Source organism: Aquisphaera insulae, assembly GCF_011064615.1.
Taxonomy (GTDB): domain Bacteria; phylum Planctomycetota; class Planctomycetia; order Isosphaerales; family Isosphaeraceae; genus Aquisphaera; species Aquisphaera insulae.
This window is the reverse complement of record NZ_JAALJH010000006.1, coordinates 21,729-39,693: the sequence shown is the minus strand read 5'-3', so window position 1 is coordinate 39,693 and position 17,965 is coordinate 21,729. Positions and strand designations below refer to the sequence as shown.

At 67.0% G+C, this 17,965-nt stretch carries 15 protein-coding genes and 2 tRNA genes; 5 read left to right on the top strand and 12 right to left on the bottom strand.

Annotated elements, in window-relative coordinates; genetic code table 11:
* Positions 1 to 8: 8 nt before the first annotated feature.
* The 6 genes from G6O54_RS05455 to ettA form a co-directional block, all read right to left on the bottom strand.
* Positions 9 to 2,126 carry an alpha/beta hydrolase family protein gene (locus tag G6O54_RS05455; RefSeq protein WP_165221272.1) on the bottom strand — a complete coding sequence of 706 codons (2,118 nt, stop codon included), beginning with the start codon at positions 2,124 to 2,126 and terminating at the stop codon, positions 9 to 11.
* A 48-nt stretch (positions 2,127 to 2,174) separates the two neighbouring features.
* Positions 2,175 to 3,827: an FAD-dependent oxidoreductase gene (locus G6O54_RS05450; protein ID WP_165221269.1), complete on the bottom strand. Its 1,653-nt coding sequence runs from the start codon at positions 3,825 to 3,827 to the stop codon at positions 2,175 to 2,177.
* A 170-nt stretch (positions 3,828 to 3,997) separates the two neighbouring features.
* The gene (locus G6O54_RS05445; RefSeq protein WP_165221266.1) at positions 3,998 to 4,507 is read right to left on the bottom strand and encodes a CBS domain-containing protein; all 510 of its coding nucleotides are present in this window, start codon (positions 4,505 to 4,507) and stop codon (positions 3,998 to 4,000) included.
* A 124-nt stretch (positions 4,508 to 4,631) separates the two neighbouring features.
* Positions 4,632 to 5,498 carry an EF-hand domain-containing protein gene (locus G6O54_RS05440; RefSeq protein WP_165221263.1) on the bottom strand — a complete coding sequence of 289 codons (867 nt, stop codon included), beginning with the start codon at positions 5,496 to 5,498 and terminating at the stop codon, positions 4,632 to 4,634.
* Positions 5,499 to 5,851: 353 nt separating this feature from the next.
* The gene (locus G6O54_RS05435; RefSeq protein ID WP_165221260.1) at positions 5,852 to 7,315 is read right to left on the bottom strand and encodes a glycosyltransferase 87 family protein; all 1,464 of its coding nucleotides are present in this window, start codon (positions 7,313 to 7,315) and stop codon (positions 5,852 to 5,854) included.
* Positions 7,316 to 7,342: 27 nt separating this feature from the next.
* Entirely contained in the window at positions 7,343 to 9,016 is a 1,674-nt protein-coding gene (ettA, locus tag G6O54_RS05430; RefSeq protein ID WP_165221257.1) for an energy-dependent translational throttle protein EttA, read from the bottom strand.
* Between the two features lie 313 nt (positions 9,017 to 9,329).
* On the opposite strand from ettA, the gene G6O54_RS05425 reads away from it, so the two are divergent.
* The 4 genes from G6O54_RS05425 to G6O54_RS05410 all read left to right on the top strand — a co-directional run bounded on the left by G6O54_RS05425 (position 9,330) and on the right by G6O54_RS05410 (position 13,020).
* Positions 9,330 to 9,403 (top strand) — tRNA-Met (locus G6O54_RS05425).
* Positions 9,404 to 9,569: 166 nt separating this feature from the next.
* Positions 9,570 to 10,643, top strand: coding sequence for a hypothetical protein (locus tag G6O54_RS05420; protein ID WP_165221254.1), 1,074 nt, complete (start codon positions 9,570 to 9,572; stop codon positions 10,641 to 10,643).
* A 125-nt stretch (positions 10,644 to 10,768) separates the two neighbouring features.
* The gene (locus G6O54_RS05415; RefSeq protein WP_165221251.1) at positions 10,769 to 11,953 is read left to right on the top strand and encodes a M24 family metallopeptidase; all 1,185 of its coding nucleotides are present in this window, start codon (positions 10,769 to 10,771) and stop codon (positions 11,951 to 11,953) included.
* A gap of 362 nt (positions 11,954 to 12,315) precedes the next feature.
* Positions 12,316 to 13,020, top strand: coding sequence for a PEP-CTERM sorting domain-containing protein (locus tag G6O54_RS05410; protein WP_165221248.1), 705 nt, complete (start codon positions 12,316 to 12,318; stop codon positions 13,018 to 13,020).
* A gap of 88 nt (positions 13,021 to 13,108) precedes the next feature.
* On the opposite strand, the gene G6O54_RS05405 is transcribed toward G6O54_RS05410, so the two are convergent.
* The 6 genes from G6O54_RS05405 to G6O54_RS05380 form a co-directional block, all read right to left on the bottom strand.
* A tRNA-Gln gene (locus G6O54_RS05405) sits at positions 13,109 to 13,179 on the bottom strand.
* 14 nt (positions 13,180 to 13,193) lie between these two features.
* Positions 13,194 to 13,895: a redox-sensing transcriptional repressor Rex gene (locus G6O54_RS05400; RefSeq protein WP_250846730.1), complete on the bottom strand. Its 702-nt coding sequence runs from the start codon at positions 13,893 to 13,895 to the stop codon at positions 13,194 to 13,196.
* Between the two features lie 84 nt (positions 13,896 to 13,979).
* Positions 13,980 to 15,128: a bifunctional diaminohydroxyphosphoribosylaminopyrimidine deaminase/5-amino-6-(5-phosphoribosylamino)uracil reductase RibD gene (ribD, locus tag G6O54_RS05395; RefSeq protein WP_250846729.1), complete on the bottom strand. Its 1,149-nt coding sequence runs from the start codon at positions 15,126 to 15,128 to the stop codon at positions 13,980 to 13,982.
* Between the two features lie 40 nt (positions 15,129 to 15,168).
* Positions 15,169 to 16,236 (bottom strand): hypothetical protein, encoded by a 1,068-nt coding sequence (locus G6O54_RS05390; RefSeq protein ID WP_165221245.1) that lies wholly within the window; start codon positions 16,234 to 16,236, stop codon positions 15,169 to 15,171.
* 18 nt (positions 16,237 to 16,254) lie between these two features.
* Positions 16,255 to 16,755: an anti-sigma factor family protein gene (locus tag G6O54_RS05385; RefSeq protein WP_165221242.1), complete on the bottom strand. Its 501-nt coding sequence runs from the start codon at positions 16,753 to 16,755 to the stop codon at positions 16,255 to 16,257.
* Between the two features lie 89 nt (positions 16,756 to 16,844).
* On the bottom strand, positions 16,845 to 17,399 hold the full coding sequence (locus G6O54_RS05380) for a hypothetical protein (RefSeq protein ID WP_165221181.1): 555 nt from the start codon (positions 17,397 to 17,399) through the stop codon (positions 16,845 to 16,847).
* A 254-nt stretch (positions 17,400 to 17,653) separates the two neighbouring features.
* Between G6O54_RS05380 and G6O54_RS05375 the strand changes: the two genes are divergently transcribed.
* Positions 17,654 to 17,935: a hypothetical protein gene (locus G6O54_RS05375; protein ID WP_165221239.1), complete on the top strand. Its 282-nt coding sequence runs from the start codon at positions 17,654 to 17,656 to the stop codon at positions 17,933 to 17,935.
* The last annotated feature ends 30 nt before the right edge of the window (positions 17,936 to 17,965 follow it).

Below are 17,965 nucleotides of genomic sequence, written 5' to 3'. Positions count from 1 at the left end.
CTTCGCACTCAATGGGAGCCGGTCGCGCGGAGGACCAGTCGCGTCCCCTGGCCGTAAGCCCGGATCGCCGGAGCATAGGCGCCCTCGAGCGACGTCTGCGAGATCGGCTCTCCCAGGGCGTCGACCGGAGATCGAATCGTGAGCGCACGCGGTTTGAGCCGAGCGGCCAGCTCCGGCAGGTCATAGACTTCCAGGACATTCGGGACTGCATTCCCGAGCTGCTCGCGGCTGATCCCACGCTCGACGACGTCCGCCCACGAGACGAGCGATCGATCGAGGTCGACCGCCACGATCTTCCCCCCCTCATCGATGGCCGCGGCATGGAGCGCCACCGGTCCCGTCGCGCCGGACGCGTGGAGTTCGAAACCGCGGCCTCGAAGCTCGTCAGTCGCCGCCAGCGACTCGATCAGGTTCAGCATGTCCGTCGCCCTCTGGCCCAGCAGCGGACGCCCGAGGTGGAGCGACAGGAAGGCGGCCTTCCAATCGATCCCGATGATCTTGTCGAGGCCGGAACGAGCGTTCGTCGGCGTGGCCGGCTCGGCCCCGCGGACCCTCGCCTGCACGACTCGCCGCCCCGCTCGGAGCCATGAATCCAGCTCGCCGCCGACCTTCGGTTCGGTGTCGAGGAGGGTTCCCGCCTGGATCAGCACCGGCGCGGACCGATCCTCCTTTTCGGGGATCCAGTCGACCGCGGCGATCGCCACTCCCGGTTCGGTGGAGACGGCGACCTCGCGTCGGATGAACCCCGATCCGGGCTGCCGCCGGTGCTCGACAATCGGGGCGGCGGAAGGCTTCCAGCCGCGGAGTCCGAGCAGCTCGCGGACGCGATCCCGGAACGCCTCGGGGGATGAATTCGACGCGAATGCCGCGCGTGCGGCCGCCAGCTCGCGGGCCCGCTCGGCATTGAGGTCGAAGGCGGAGACGCCGTGCAGGTCGCTCAGTACCTGGCCGGTCGTAGTGCACTGGAGCTCGGCATCGGGGACGGTGGCCAGTTCGGGCTCGACGATCACCTCGTCCTTCCGCAGCAGCCAGCGGCAGAACCATCGCGTCGCGGCCACGCGCCGGGGCGAGGTATAGCCGTGCGTCTCGTCGGATTCGAACAGGTCGATCCGCTCGCCGAACCCGAGCCGGCCATACAGTTGCTTCGCCTCTCGGAATGTATCCCAGCTCCCCTGGATGTCGAAGAAATCGCGGGTGCCGGTGCACAGGAGGGTTGGCTTCGGCGCCCGCATGGCGATGTAGTCCGCGTGGTCGAGGCCGGCCGCCACCTGGCCGGTGATGTTCTGCTCTGCATCCTGGGGGCCGATCGTGGCGAAGAGCCGCTCCAGCGAAGTGATGTAGCACGAGGGGGCGGCGACCGCGATCCGATCATCGAGCGCCATCAGGTACGACGTCAGCGTGCCGCCGCCGGAGTTGCCGGTGCAACCCAGCCGCGTGGCATCGATCTCCGGCCGCGAGGCGAGGTAATCGAGCGCGCGGATGCCGTCCCAGACGCGGTAGCTGGCCGCTTGCCGGCCGACGAGGATCGCCCCCGTCCCGACGAGGGTGTGCTCGACGGTCGACCCGTCGTGGACGGCCGGCTTGCCGCCGTCGTCCAGCCTCTGGTATCGCTCCCCCTGCCCGATCGGGTCATAGGTCAGGACGGCCAGGCCGTTGCGGGCGTTCAGGATGCAGGCCCGCTGATAGGTCGCGTCCGCCTTGCCGTTCTCCGAATGCCCGCACGGCATGAGCACGCCGGGGACGCGAGCGTCGGACCGGGGCAGGTAGAGATTCGCCGTGACGTGGTGCCGGGGGCGGCTCTCGAAGACGATCCGCTCGATTCGATAGCCCGGGTAATCGCGAACGCCGACGACGCGAGCATTCAGGGGAGTCCGCTCCGGGTAACCCCCCAGAGACCGGACGAAGAAGCCCCGGAGTCGCTCGGCCCGCGCGGCGATCTGCTCCGGCGTGGTCGTCCTGGCCACCTCTTCCCGGCGCCTCCGGAACTGGATCTGGGTCTGGCCGTTGAGGTAGGCCTCGAGCTGGGCGGCCGTGGAGAGGGTATGCGGCCGGGGCGTGGCCTCCTTCGCGGCGGGCTCCTCGAGGGCGGTGAGGGCAAGCACGACGGCCAGTGCGGTGTGGATCATCGGTGAGGACTCCTCGGCGAGCCCGGCGGGGTCATCCCGGCCGGTCGATCAGAGCTTAGCGTCGGGGTGGTGCATCCGATAGGTCTTGTAGCCGCCGGCCAGGTTCGCGGCATCGATCCCGTGATCCCGGAGGACCCGTGCGGCCATGTATCCGCGCATGCCGACTTGGCAATGAACGACGACCGGCCGGTCGCGGGGGATCTCGTCGAGGCGGCCGCGCAGCTCCTCGAGGGGGATGTTGGCGGCCCCCTCGATGCGACCGGCGGCGTACTCCTTCGGCGTGCGAACGTCGACGATCGAGGCGACGGCGAGGTCGCCGGCCCCCAGGTCCTCCGCATGGACCTGCCGCACCAGGCCGCGGAGCACGTTCGAGGCCACGAATCCGGCCATGTTCACGGGATCCTTGGCCGATCCGAATTGGGGCGCGTAGGCCAGCTCGGATTCCTCGAGGTCGAACACCGTCAGGCCGGCCTGGATGGCCATGGCGAGAGCATTGATCCGATTGTCCACTCCCTCCTGGCCGACCGCCTGCGCCCCCAGGATCTTCCCCGAGGGGGCCTCGAACAGGAGCTTGAGCGTCATCGGCCTCGCGCCCGGATAATATCCGGCGTGCTGATTCGCGTGAATGTAAACTTTCTGATGCGATCGCCCTTGCTTCCGGAGGGCCTTCTCGCTCGCCCCGGTGATCGCGGCCACGTGTTCGAAGAAGCCGACGATGGCCGTCCCCTGGGTGCCCCGGTAGCGGCTATCCAGGCCGAACACGTTGTCGGCGGCGATCCGCCCCTGACGATTCGCTGGGCCGGCCAGCGGCACCTGAGCGGGGGCGCCGGAGGGGAAGTCGCGGACCTCCACGGCGTCGCCGACCGCGAAGATGGACGGATCCGAGGTCCGCATCCGGTCGTCCACGCGGATTCCGCCCCGCTCGCCGATCTCCAGGCCCGCGGCCTTCGCCAGCGCATTCTCGGGGCGGACGCCGACGCCGACGACGACCATGTCGGCTCCGATCGAGACGCCGGATCTAAGGCCGATCGCCAGGCCGTCTCCGGTCGCGCGGATGGCCTCGGCGGAATCTCCCAGGAGGAGCCTCACTCCCCTGCCCCGCACGGCCGCGGCGAGCGGCGTCGACATCTCGCGATCGAGCGGGGGAAGGACCTGGTCCTGGAGCTCGACGAGCGTCGTCTCGATCCCCCTCCGGATGAAATTCTCGGCCAGCTCCAGGCCGATGAATCCGCCGCCGATGAGCGTCGCGCGGCCGGCCCCGCGGTCCATCGCCGCCTTGATCCGGTCCACGTCCGGCAGGTTCCGGAGCGTGAAGACGTTGGGCAGGTCAATCCCCGGGATCGGCGGCCGAATCGGCTCGGCGCCCGGGGCCAGGATCAGGGCGTCATAGGACAGGTCGTAGGTCGAGCCGTCGGCCGCTCGCCTCGCCGTCACCGACCGCGCGGCCCGGTCGATCTTGACGACCTCGGTGTTGGTCCGCAGATCGAGGTTGTATCGATCCTTCAGGACGGCGGGGCTGGTCACCAGGAGCTTGCCGCGATCGGGGATCTCGCCGCCCAGATAATAGGGGAGTCCGCAGTTCGCGAACGAGGCGTCCGGCCCGCGCTCGAACAGGACGATCTCGGCCGCCTCGCTCAGTCGCCTGGCCCGGGCCGCCGCCGAGGCCCCGCCGGCCACACCGCCGACGATCACCAACCGCATGTTGAATCTCCAGGAATGGAAGCTCGTCGCGGGCGCGTGACGATCGAATTCCTGGCGGCCGCGAACGGTGCCGCCCCGGGCCCGATTGTATCCGAACCGGAGCCGGGGCGAATGCGCCTTCGCGGGGTTTTTCCGGCCTCCGGGCCAAGCGAGGTGTCCTGCCGCGTCGACTACCGATTCTCGACGATTCGCGACAGGACGCGCCCGAGGCCGCAAGGGGAAAGGTGGGGAGCCAGGTCGCTCCAGCTCAGGACGCCCACCAGGACGCCATCCCCGTTGACGACCAGGAGCCTCCGGATGCCGTGATCGCCGAGCAGGTCCATGGCGACCGAGATCGTGTCATCCTGATTGACGCTGACGATCTCCGGGGTCATCAGGTCCCCGACCGGGAGCCGGGCCAGGTCGGACGGGTAGGACGCCAGGGCCAGAGCCACGTCCCGGTCCGTGAGGATGCCGAGAGGCTTTCCCATGTCGACGATCGGGATCGCGCCGCAATCGGCGTCCCGGAAGAACATCACCGCCTCGAGGACGGTGCTGTGGGGCGAGCAGGTCCTCAGGTCCGTGGTCATGACGTCGGCGACGCGAATCAAGGGATTCACGAAGTCCGACTCGGCGGGCGCCCGCTCAATGGTTGCCACCGCGGGGCCGGACGGCTCGCCCGCGGATATGGGCTCGGGCATCGGCGTGTCTCCGGGGGGATAGAAGGGGGTCGAAGGGTCCGAATCCGCGAACCTCCCCGCCCCATGTTGTGGGACGGGGAATGTTGCGGATTCCAGGTCTAGCGGGTGTCCTGCCGTTTGGTCCTCAGCGAGGCGAGGCCAGGCTGGAATTGGCCGGGGGCGCCGGCGCGGGAGTCGACGGCTCGGTCAGGCGGCGGACCTGATTCGGGATCGAGTTGGCCGGCTCGGGCACCCGCATCGCCTTGAATTCGCGGAGCAGGAGTTGGCTGCCGCTCCGGAGCTCGTCCTGCGAGATCTGATTGTCATTGTTCGCGTCGAGGATCCGGAACATCACGTGGGCCGGATTGATGATCGCGCGATCGAATTCCTCCTGGCTCACGGCCCCGTTCTTATCCGCGTCGGCGCTGTTGAAAGCCGCCTGGATGCCGGTCCTACCCGCGTCAACGACCGCCTGGTTCACCTCGGCGACGTCGAGCTGATTGTCCGCGTTCTTGTCCGCGACCGTGAAGAGCCCCTGGATCGAGGTCTGGACCGCCTGGCGAAGCTCGGTCGCGGAGATGTTCCCGTCGGAGTTGGAGTCGAAGACGCCGAAGACGTTCACGGGCTTCGGGGCCACGCCCTGGGCGGCCTGATTGTTGATCTCGGCCTTGCCGCGCTCCAGGACGAACCGGAGCAGGGGTTTCTGGGCGTAGAGGGCCTCGCGGGCCGCGTCGGCCTCGGCCTTGGTCACGGTCCCGTCGCCATTGGCATCGGCCCGGAAGAAGAAGCCGCCCGCCAGCAGATTGCCGGCGTCGATGGCCTCCTTCTGGGAAATCTGGTTGTCGTTGTTGGTGTCGGCGAGCTTGAAGAGCATCTTACCGAGGCTTTGTAGGTCCTCGGCGCTGTCGATCGGGCCGGGGACCTCCTTATCCGCGGCCCGGGCCGAGCCCAGGAAGAGCAGGCCCGTCAGTGCCGCCGCGGTGCCGATCTTCGAGATGTCCTTGCGTTGCATTCCTCGTCTCTCCTGCTGGCATGGATCCTGAACATGTTCAAGGCGACGAGGCCGGCTCCCCGTGCCAGGCGGCAGGGAATCCGGTCCGACCGTCGCCTCTCACGTCGGAGGGATTACCTTGCAATACCAGTACCAAGCCGGCGAAACCGTGGGGTTCGAGCCCGGGACCACGATCCCGGCCGGCATCCGAGCCCGCGGGAGCTAGAGCGACGGCCATCGGGGCCTCGGCACGGGCGGAGAGGACCCTGCGGTGGGAATGGCGTTTCCGGCCACCGCGAAGGCACCTGCTCACGAAAATCAATTCTTGATGAATGTTCAGATGATTTTGCGTGGCGGGATACCGGCGGGGTGGTTCAGCGGGGGGGCGGGTCGGCGTCCGGGTCCGGCACGCCGGCGTGCCCTGCCGGGGCCCTCGGGGCCGAGATCGATATGGCCGCGATGAGGACGACCCCGAGGAAGAAGGTCAGGAGCCCCGTCCATTCCTGCATGCCGTAATCGTCGATGGGCAGGGTGGTGCACAGGACGTCGAAGGTCCCCAGCCACGCGAGATAGGGGACCAGTGCGGCAACGAGCAGGCTCCGTTTCCAGGAAGGTGGGGGATCGGTCGCCAGCCACCACGTCAAGAGGAGCAGGCCCACCATGTGGTATTGCGTGAATCCGGCCTGATAGAGGAGCGCGGTGATGACCATCGCCAGGGCGCCGGCGGGGAGCGTGGCGAGCCGTTGTCGTTCGCTCCAGGCCAGTGCGATGCCCAGGGCCAGGATCAGGAAGGCAGGAGCCCAGTTCGCGGGGTTCTCGTGCAGAACCAGGCCGCTCAACGGCGAATAGCGGCCGTTGAGGAACCGGAATATCGAGAGATGATGCGAAGGCCGCTGGGCCGCGAAGACGATGGGACGAAAGGTGGAGGGTCCCCAGATCAGGACGCTGATGGCCAGGCCGGCCGCCGTGATCCCGGCGGCCGCGAACGCGATCCGCCAGCGATGCCGAGGAGGGACGAGGGCCACGAATGGGACCAGCAAGAGGGGGACATACTTGAGCAGGGCCCCCAGGGCCAGGTAGGTGCCCGAGCTCAGGTCGCGATCACGCGCTCGCGCGGTGACGGCCGCCACGCAGAGGATGCCCACGATGACGTCGAAATGTCCGAAATGGGCGATCTCCACCCAGAAGTAGGGATTCGCCACCAGCAAGAACCAGGCGGCGAGTTCGCCTCGCGACCGGGTTTTCGAGGGCCCCGGGGTGCTGAACAGCCGTCCGACGAACCCGAGGTACGCGATCGCGAAGCAGAGTTTCGGGAGCAGCGGATTGAGCAACGCCGGGAAAGCGAAGACGTTGAAGAGCGGCCCGTACGCATTCAGCGGGTAGGTGCCGAAGACGCCCGTGGTGAAATACCAGGGGTCATTCCCTCTGGCCACCTCCTGCCAGCAGACGAGGTACAGGACATAATCCTGGATCGCTCCGGAGGCGGCCGTGTAGATCAGGAAGAAGAAGGAGAATACCGCGACCGCCCGGCTACTGCCGTCGTCTGCGAGCCGTCTCGAATCCCGCCGCGCCCCGAGCCATACGACCAGCAAGAGGTGGAATGCCAGCGCGATCGCCACCGCGGCCGCCTTGTCATCCCAGTGGGAGAAGCTCCCCGTGGTGTCCGTGTACTCCGGGAGGCCGAGGACCGCCCGCCTCAGCCATGGCGCCCCGGCGCCCTTTTGGAGGGCGTACACCAGGGCATGCCCCGGCCACCTCGAGAGGATGAGCCAGGCGACGATGGCGATGGCGTAGGCCGGGCCAAGCCGCCTGAATCGCCCTGCAAGCAACTCCCTCATGAGAGGGCCTCCGCCCCTCCAAATCGATCAACGCCTCAGCGACTTGTACTTGATCCGGTGGGGCTGATCGGCGTCGGTACCGAGCCGTTCGTGCCGCTGGGTTTCATACGCGTCGTAGTTGCCGTCGCACCAGACGGCGGTGCTGTCTCCCTCGAAGGCGAGGATGTGGGTGGCGATCCGATCGAGGAACCAGCGGTCGTGGCTGATGACCACGGCGCAGCCGCCGAAATCCACGAGCGCCTCTTCCAGGGCTCGAAGCATGTCCACGTCCAGGTCGTTCGTGGGCTCGTCGAGCAGCAGGAGGTTGCCGCCGCTCTTGAGGAGCTTGGCGAGATGGACGCGATTCCGTTCGCCGCCGGAGAGCTTCCCGACCTTCTTCTCCTGGTCGGGCCCCTTGAAGTTGAAGGTCGCCACGTAGGCCCGGGCCGGGATCTTCCGCTTGCCGAGGACCACCGGATCGATGCCGCCGGTGATCTCCTGGAAGATCGTGTTCTCCGGATTGAGCGCGTCGCGGTTCTGGTCGACGTAGGAAATCGAGACCGAATCGCCGACGCGGAGGACGCCACGGTCCGGCTTCTCGTCGCCGACGATCATGCGGAAGAGCGTGGTCTTCCCCACGCCGTTGGCGCCGATGACCCCGACGATGCCCCCCGGGGGGAGGCGGAAGTTCAGGTCCTCGAAGAGGAGGTTCTCCCCGTAGGACTTGGCCAGCCCCTCGGCCTCGACGACGAGCGACCCGAGGTGCGGGCCGGGCGGGATCTGGAGCACGATGGCCTCGTCGCGACGTTCGGCCTCCTGCGCGGCGAGCTGTTCGTATCGCTGGAGCCTCGCCCGATTCTTGGCGACGCGGGCCCGCGGCGACATCCGGACCCAGTCGAGCTCGCGAGCGAGCTGCTTGCGCCGAGTGCTCTCCTGCTTCTCCTCGAGCGCGAGCCTGGCCTGTTTCTGCTCGAGCCAGGACGAGTAATTCCCCTCCCAGGGGATTCCCTGCCCCCGGTCGAGCTCGAGGATCCACTTGACGACGTTGTCCAGGAAGTAGCGATCGTGCGTGACCAGGATGACGGTCCCGGGATATTCGGAGAGGTGCCGTTCCAACCAGGCGACGCTCTCGGCGTCCAGGTGGTTGGTCGGCTCGTCCAGGAGGAGGATATCGGGCCGCTCGAGGAGGATCTTGCAGAGGGCGACGCGACGCCGTTCCCCGCCCGAGAGCTTCGAGACGTCGGCATCGCCCGGGGGGAGCCGCATCGCATCCATGGCGATCTCGATGCGTCGATCCAGGTCCCATCCCTCGTGCGCCTCGATGGCGTCCTGGACCTTCGCCTGTTCCTCGAGCAATTCGTCGAGCTCGTCGGAGTCGGGGCCTTCTCCCATCCGTGCGTTGATGGCGTCGAATCGTTCGAGGAGGGATCGCGTTTCGGCCACGGCGGCCTCGACGTTGCCTCGAACGTCCAGGCTCGGATCCAGGGTCGGTTCCTGGGGGACGTAGCCGATCGTGGTCCCCGGGGCGGGCCTCGCGGTCCCGATGAAGTCATCGTCGAGGCCGGCCATGATGCGGAGGAGGGTGCTCTTGCCCGAGCCGTTGCCGCCGATGACGCCGATCTTGGCCCCGGGATAGAAAGAGAGCCAGATATTCTTGAGGACTTCCTTCTTGGCGTAAGCCTTGGAGAGTTTCTCGATCTGGAAGATGTACTGCGGAGGCATCGTGGTGATCGCTCAGGGGTCTTGGAAGCGAGCCGGCCCGCCCGTGCGAGCATCCGAGCCGGTGTGGGGGAGCGGCCGTCGCGGTGATCGTCGCCAGGGAGAAGTAGAAACGATCCCGGACGCCCTGAACAGCCCGGATGCGGTCCGATCCGGGAGGGGTCGCCGCATCGAGCCGACCCAGGGCAGGGAGTTGCTCGACCGACGAGGCACCGGCGCGCTGATGATCATTTGGCTAGAAGTCTCCGCTTGCTTGAAGTGACGGCCAAGGTCTGATATTCTCTTTCCCCAGGGCGAACGATCTTCGATTCGCCATGCCGGGGTAGCTCAGTTGGTCAGAGCGGCGGTCTCATAATCCGCAGGTCTGGGGTTCGAGTCCCCACCCCGGTACTTCCCCTGCCGTCGGAGGATCGCTGCATCCCCTCCTGATCCTGGGGACAACATGGGCGGGATCTCGAGGAGAAACTGGCTGGGGTCGACGATCGGCCCGATCGTTTATGGCGCGGCGGGATGCGGTCGCCCCGAGGCGCCGCCACCGAGCCATGAGCCGGTCGACGTGGCCGGGACGACTCCCCCGGAGGCGGGGCCGGCCGAGCGAGGCTCCGCTCGCACGGCACACGCCTACCGACTGGTCCCGTGCCCCAGGGGGGCCGAGGTCGCCGCCTGGATCAACGAGCACGGTTGGGTCTGCGGGACGATGACCGTCGGGGCCCGGGACGGGAAGGTTCACGACGAACCGTCTCACGCCGCCATCTGGCACGTTGATGAGAAAGAATGCCGCGATATCGACATGTCGTCCTCGACGTGGAGCCGGGCCGTCGCGCTCAATCGTCGCGGACACGTGGTCGGCGAGGCTCGGCTCGCCCCCGGGGAGCAGCTCGGCGGCTTCCTCTGGCCGAACCGGCCCGATGAGCCCCCCTCGCAATGGCGATGGGACGCCCTGATGCCCGAGGGATATCAGGGGAGCCACGCCTACGCGATCAACGAGCATGGGTCCATCGCCGGCTATGCCGAGGCCCCACCCGCCCGGATCCGCGGCTTCCTCGTCGAATCGGGCGGGGGCCGGTGGCGCGAGCTCAGCCCGCTCGCGGACGATACCGGCTCGCTCGCGATGGCACTCAATGGAGCGGGCCATGCCGTGGGCAATAGCTACTCGGCGCGCCGCAATCACGCCGTGATCTGGCCGGCCCCGGATGGACCCGTCCGGCTGAAACTCCCGACCGAATTCGAGGCGAACGATGCCGATTCGTTCGCGGCCTCGATCGCCGGCCACGGGGCGATTGCCGGGGCCTGCTGGAAATTCGACAAATTCCCGCGGCATGCCTGCCTGTGGGGGGGCCGCGACGAGGTCGCACGAGACCTCCACGACAAGAAGCTCGGCTGGACCTCGGACGCAACGTCCGTCAATCGGCACGGGCACGTGGTCGGCAATTACCAGACGACCAGGGGGGAGCTGCGCGGCTTCCTCCACGACGGCTCGCGGATGCTCGATCTCACGTCGCTGGCCAGGACGCCCGAGAAGCTCGTCCTCCGCTCCCCGAGGATGATCGACGATCGCGGCTGGATCATCGGCACCGGGAGCCGCGGACCCGGTCGTCCGCCGGAGGCTTTCGTGCTCCGCCCGGCCTGAGGCCGAGACGCTCCGCGAACCGGGCGGCGGACGACGTGGCCTCTTCGAAAGCTCGGCTTCGTGGGGTTCAAGGGAATGAATGCCGGGCGTTGAATCCTGATCCGCAAGGCTGGGAGGTTTCCTCGATGTTCGACCTCGACGCGATCCAGCGCAGTTTGCGCCAATTCGGCCTCGACGGCTGGCTCCTGTACGACTTCCGGGGGAGCAATCTTCTCGCCCGGCGGATCCTCGACCTGGACGCGAAGCCGCCCGGGTCGCGGAGGATCTTCTACATGATTCCCGCCCGGGGAGAACCGAAGAAGCTCGTCCATCGAATCGAGCCGGCCGCCCTCGACCACCTCCCGGGTGAGAAGTCGATCTACCTGACCTGGCAGGACCTCGAAGGGGGCGTCGGCCGGATGACCGCGGGGACGACGCGGGTTGCGATGGAGTATGCCCCGCGGGTGTCCAATCCCTACATTTCGAAGGTGGATGCCGGGACGATCGAGATGGTCCGCGCCCATGGGATCGAGGTTGCATCCTCGGGGGACCTGGTCCAGGAATTTGAGGCGACCTGGGACGAGGACCAGTGGCGGATGCACCTCGAGGCCGAGGCCTGCACGACGTCCGCCTACGACATGGTCTGGAAGCTCATCGCCGAGAGGACCGGAGGCGGAGGATCAATCCGGGAGACCGAGGTGCAGGCCGCGATCATGGACCATTTTTCAGAGCACGGGATGACGACCTACGCCCCGCCGATCGTGGGCGTCGGCCCGCATAGCGGCGACCCGCATTATGAGCCGGTCGTCGGCAAGGATTTCGAGATCCGTCGCGGCGACTTCGTCCTCGTGGACCTGTGGTGCAAGGTCGATCGCCCGAGGGCCGTCTACAGCGACCTCACCCGCGTGGGATTCGTCGGCGAATCGGTCCCCGAAAAATACGAAACGATCTTCGCCATCGTCGCAAGGGCGCGGGACGCCGCGGTCTCGCTGGTTCGTTCCGCCTTCGCCGAGGGGCGGCCTCTTCAGGGCTGGGAGGTCGACGACGCCTGCAGGAAGGTCATCGCCGATGCCGGGTACGGAGACTACTTCGTGCACCGGACCGGCCATAATATCGGCCAGGAAGTCCACGGGAACGGAGCCCACATGGACAACCTGGAGACCCACGAGGAACGTCTCGTACTCCGCCGGACCTGCTTCTCGGTCGAGCCCGGGATCTATCAGGCCGAATTCGGGGTCCGAAGCGAGATCAACGTCTTCGTCGATGCCCAGGGGGCCGTCCACGCGACGGGCGGACTCCAGAGGAGCGTGGTGCCGATCCTCGCCCCCTGACCTGCGGGGAACCGGGTCGTCGATTCGAACTCCTCGAACCGGGACCAGGCCGGGCTTGATCCGCCACCCCGTCCGGTCATCATCGCGATCGATGAGGGCCGGAACTCAGGTTGGGAGCCTGCGCATTCGGTGATTCCGCGAATCAAGCGATGCGCCGGTGCACCCGCGAATCGTGCCAAAGTTGCCAAGGTACGCGCGCGTGTTTCTGATTAGGCGGTCTCTGTCGGATCAAGAAATCCCCACTTGACGGCCCCTGTCCGTTTCTGGACATTCATGTCTGTCTGGTGTCATCTCTGGTCGTAGCTGGCATGGCGCAGCTTGAAGGAATCCTGTTCCGGTCAATTTGTATGTGGGGGGGAGCCGTGGATCGTGACGCGGGGTCAACCTGGCTTCGATTTGTGGCCGGAGTGGTCGTTGTGCTCGCGAGCGCGAGCTTCTGTTCGTCGGTTCGTGCGGACCAGATCTTCGGCGATGCGACGGGGTTCTTTCAGTACGCCAAGAAGGTCCAGGGTGGCGATCCTCCCGAGACGAGTTGGAACGTCACGCCCGGCCCCGCGAGTCTGGTTACCTATGTAAGTGGCTGGGACTATGCCGGAACGGGGCTTTACACGAAGGGTTGGTCATCGGTCAGCTTCGATGTCTCGGATCTCGACCCGGACGCGCCAATTTCCTTGTATGTCCCCATCATTTTTGTACAGAGCAATTACGCCACGGCGACCGTTACCCTGAGCGCCTCGGATTCACGCCTGTGGACCAATACTGGTCCGCCGGTGCTGTCCCCGTCGGATCCGACATATCAGCTCTCCCTTTGGGACCTCAATCCCGAGATTGATCTCGGAATGCTGAGCGACCTGGGGTTTCTGGCGGGGCATTCGCATCTGGTCGTGACGGTTACCCTGAACGATGGCTTCGCGGAGACCCCTTTTGGCGCAACGGGTCTATTCGATGCGCCGTACCTCGAGGCAACCCGTTCGCATGTTGCCGTCTGCGAGCCGTCCAGCCTGTCGCTCGCCGCGCTGGGGATGGCGGGCATGGCATCCTGGCGGAGGCGGCGGCGCCGGCTCTGAGGTGACCGCCATGGAACCGGGATGTGTCCCCGGAAATCGGCCCGATGGGGAGACGATCCGGGGATGCACGTGGGATGGGGCGGAGAAGCTACCCGGCCAGGATTCGAACCTGGAAAAACAGGACCAAAACCTGTTGTGATACCGTTTCACCACCGGGTAACGATGGAGCGATTCTAGCGATCCGACAGGACGGCGGGAAGGCTTCCTCGGGCCACGATACCCTCCTGGGTCTTGAGGACCTTGTAGGCGAGGTTTTCGAGCTGGACGCTCAGATCGACGTTCACGACGTTCACGTGGGGAGCGACGGTCAGGGGCACGGGGGCGAAATTGAGAATTCCCGAGATGCCGGCGAGGACCATCTGGTCGGCGACCTTCTGGGCCGCCTCGGCGGGCACGCACAGCAGTCCCAGGTGAATCTTGTGATTTGCGGCGGACCTGCGGAGTGATTCCAGGGGTTCGACCGTGAGTCCTTCGTACTTCTGGCCCAGCTTGCCCGGGTCATTGTCGAAGATCGCGACGATCTTGAACCGACGGGACCGGAAGCCGCGGTATCCGAGGAGCGCGCGGCCGAGGTTGCCGAGGCCGACGACCGCGAGCGGCCAGTCGCGGTCGATCCCCAGCGCCTGCCTGAGTGCCGTGGTCAGGTCATCGATCCGGTAGCCGACGCCGGGATGCCCGAACTGACCGAAGCACGCCAGATCCTTGCGCACCTGGGCGTTCTTGATGGCGAGCGGGGCACCGAGCTGGCTGCTCGAGATCGTCGTGTGCCCCTGGCGCTGGAAGGCCTCGAGCTGGCGGAGGTAAAGGCTCACCCGGCCGACCACCACCCTCGGGGCCAGCTTCACGCCTTCGGTATCGCGTCCCAGCTCCCTCACGAGGGGCGTCTCCGGTGAATCTCCCGGTTCGGGATGCTCCATGTGATCGGGTCGACAGACTGTAAATCGCGGCCTCGGGCCCGGTCAAGTGGGATCGGAGCGGGGGAGGCCCAGCTCCTCGAGCGCGGATCTCCACGGCCGGGGGAGCACCGCCTGGACGCGAAGATCATCGTCCACCCGGGAGCAGCGGCGGAGCGCCAGTCTCGTGGAATCGGCCATGCGTTCGAGGCCCCGCCCCCGGATGGGCGTCCGAGCATGGTCCCCGCCCTCGATCGTCGGTGCGAGGTAGATATCGACCTCATCCACCTGGCCGGCGTCGAAGAAGGATCCGAGGAGAGATCCACCTCCTTCGACGAGAAGGTTCGTCAGGGATCTCCGGCCGAGTTCCTCGAGGAGGGGAACCAGCGCCACCTGCGACGATTCGGCGGGGAGGATGAGGACCTCGCAGCCAAGCTCTCGGAGGGCCCGGCATCGGTCCTCGGGTGCCCGCTCGGAGGCGGCGATGAGGACGGGGACCGAGCGGGCCGTGGAGACCAGCTTGCTCTCGAGCGGGAGCCTGGCGTGGGTGTCGACCACGATCCGGAGGGCCGTCCTGGGCCCGGGGGGCCGGGCCGTCAGCTCGGGATCGTCCGCGATCGCGGTGCCGATCCCGACCAGGATCGCGTCCATCCGACCTCGAAGCTGATGCACGAGCCTTCGCGAGGCTTCTCCGGAAATCCACCGGCTGTCGCCGTTCGCGACCGCGACCTTGCCGTCGAGGGTCATCGCCCATTTCGCGATCACGTAAGGAAGTCGCGTCAGGACGAGCTTGAAGAAGGGGGCGTTGAGGGCCACCGCCTGGTCCGCGAGGGGGCCCAGCTCGACCTCCAGCCCGGCCTCGCGGAGCCTCGCCAGGCCGCCTCCGTCCACGCTCGGGAATGGGTCCCGGACGGCGACCACCACCCGGGCGACTCCCGCCGCCAGGATCGCATCGGTGCACGGCGGCGTTTTCCCGTGGTGGCAGCACGGCTCGAGCGTGACGTAGAGCGACGCCCCTCGAGCCTGTAGGCCCGCTTCCTTCAGGGCCACGACCTCGGCGTGAGGGCCCCCGAACCGGGCGTGATGCCCCTCACCGACGATTCGACCGTCCTTGACGACGATCGCGCCCACGACCGGGTTGGGCTCGACGGACCCGCGGCCTCGCTCGGCTTCCTGGATTGCCCTGGCCATCCAGACTTCGTCCGTGTTGTTCAATTCCGCGGGTCCTGTTCGGGAGGGGCGCGGGGGATTGGCGTTAGAAGGGGGATTCGGCCGACTTCGGCACGACCCCGGGCTTCGTCTGCACGGGTGCGGGCCGCGACGTCGCCGGACGACTCGGGGCGGCCTTTCCGGCCGGGCCCGTCGCGGGGGCCTCGGGATGATATTCCTCGGGATGAGGATAGACCAGGCGGTAGACCAGGATGAGCCTTCGCCTCGCCTCGTCCGCGGAGTAGGAATCGAAGCTCGACTGGATCCAGGGAGGGAGGGACTGGAAGAACTCGACGAGTCTATCTGGGGAGACCGGTGGGGGCGGGGGTTGGGAGAGGAAGAAGAGGTTCAGAGCCAGGCGTTCGAGGACCTGAGCATGGATCACGGCCTTGGCGGCCTCTCCCTTCGTCCTGGCGGCCTCTCCCTTAGCCTCCGCCCGCGTGAGCGGGGCCTGGAGCTCTCCGTCGACGAGCCGCAGCTCCTCGATCCGGGCCTCGGCCTTCGGGGTCCATTCCTGGGGGTTGTAGTTCGGAGGGCGGATCTCCCTGGGGATCTTCAAGGACTTGCCGAAAAGCAGGAGTCGCTGCCGTTTGCCGAAGACGGACGGCAGGCTGTCGACCTCGCGGCGTTCCTCCGGGGTGAGCTTGTTCCAGATCTTCGAAGCGGCGGCCAGCTCCGTCGGAGATCCGCCGCCGATCTCGGACAGACGCAACCAGTAGGGAGCGTCATCCGACGGCACGGGATACTTGGGCGTCAATCCTTGGATGACGGCCAGCCGCTCCGACGGCGGGGCATCAAGGACCTTCTGCCTGGGCGAGTCGGGCAGCATGGCCAGCCAGTTGTGGTAGCGCCTCATAACGTCCAGGAATTGCGATCGTTCGTCCGGTCCCAGGCCGGCCAGGCGGGCATCCAGATCCCGAATGGACTCCTGCTCCGCCCGGGAGAGCCGCAGGTCGAATCGATTGAGCGCGGCGGACAGGGAGCGATAGGTCTCCGCCGACATGGCGCGGCTCGGGGCCCGATCGCCGTCGGGCGAATCGGCCCCCGTCGCCGCGGCGAGGAAGGTCCCGAGCCCGGCGATCATCGTCACGGTCTTGGATCGGACCAGCTTCATGGCAGCTCGCGTCCCGGGCTAGCGCGGGTCGTCGCTCATCTCCCGGGAGCGGACCAGCGCCTCGAGGAATTCGAATGAGCCGACCTCCTGATATTCGTCCAGGTGCTCGGCGATGGATCGGTCCCGGGCGAGTCGCTCGGCCGGGTCGGGGAGTCCCCATCGTGAGAACGCATAGCCTGAGGCGAGCGCGGCGAGCGTGACGGCCAGGCAGAGCGTCAGCTTCCATCCCTGCCGGAACCAGAAGTCCGCATCCTGCGTCCAGGAGGTCGAGGGTGCCTCGATCGCGCGGATGGATTCCATCGTGCGATCGGGGAAGCCGTCGGAAGCCGGAGGTCGGGGGAGATACTCGAGCAACTCCCAGGTCTTCTTGAGCGACTCCAGCTCGCGTCTCGCCGTCCCGCTCAGGCTGAGCTTGGTGGCGATCGATCGAGCCTCGTTCTCGGTGAGCTCGCCGTCGATGTAGGCGGTGAGATTCCCTCGCTCCTCGGGATTCAGACGTTGCTCGGGCCCGACCGACATTCCAACCCCTCGTCACGGACAGGTGCTTGTTCGAGAAGCGGGTGGATTCACCGGCGCGGTGATCCGCGAACGTCGACCTCTTAACACCATCACATGAAGCCGCCCATGCCGCCCATGCCTCCCATGCCGCCCATGCCGCCGCCGCCCATGCCGCCCATGTTGCCTCGGCTGGCGCGATGTGAGCCGATCTTGGAGACGTTGGCGTTGGGTCCGCGCCCGCTCCTCATGGTCGGATAGTAGCCCCTCGCTCTCTGGTAGTAGAGGGCGGGGCCGGATCCGTCCGCGTTAGACGTGTCCTGGGCGAAGCGGAAGGGGCGGGCGACCTTCTCCTGGCCCTGGTTTCGCGAGTAGGGGCGAAGGGGATCGAATGCCTCGGTATATGGCGAGTTGGGATTGTAGAGCGACTGCCGCTGCGTCTGCGCATAGTACTGGCGATTCTGAGCGGCCTGGTTCAACTCGTCGATGGGCTTGGGCCGGAGCGACTGCACCTGCTGATTGGGGAGGTAGAAGGCGTAATAGAACGTGAACGGGTCGGCGGTGATGTCTCCGATGCTGGACTGGGCCCGTGCCTGTCCCGCCGAGCCGATCGACGCGAGGGTCAACGCAGCGACGATGCCGAAGGTGCGTGCTCCAAGCTTTCTCATTGAACCAACCTCCCTCGACCTTGGCATGGAAGTCCTTTCCCCAGAATCGAGTAATCGGAAAAAGGGGGTCGAGTCGCCAGGTGATCCCGATTCGACGATCGGGCGGATCGGCGCTAGCCCGGTCTTATCAGTATAATCCAGATGGTCGGCGAATCAACGCGGCAAGATCGCGCAATGAGGCGATCGTTCATCGCGAGGAGCGGGCTCCGGAGTCCGACGAGGCGGCCTCGCGAGGAGGAACGGGGGAGGGCAAGATGGCAACCTGGTTGAAGGGAGTCGGCATGGACTCGCCGGCCTACTATTACGGGGGCCTGGCGCTACTGATCGCGGCGTTGATCTACGGACTGGTCGTGGCACGAAGGGCCTGGGAAGAGGCCCACGAGGATCTCGAGCCGGCGAGCCTGGACGAGCTCCTGGAGGACCTGAAGCAGGCGAAGGCCGATGGCGAGCTCGACGACGGCGAATTCGCCCGGGTGAGGGCCGAGCTGGGGAAGCACTCCCCCCCCGCCGAGCCTCGGAAGGACCGGTTGCACTAGGCCGGTCGCGAAGCCGGGCCGTGGCGAGCG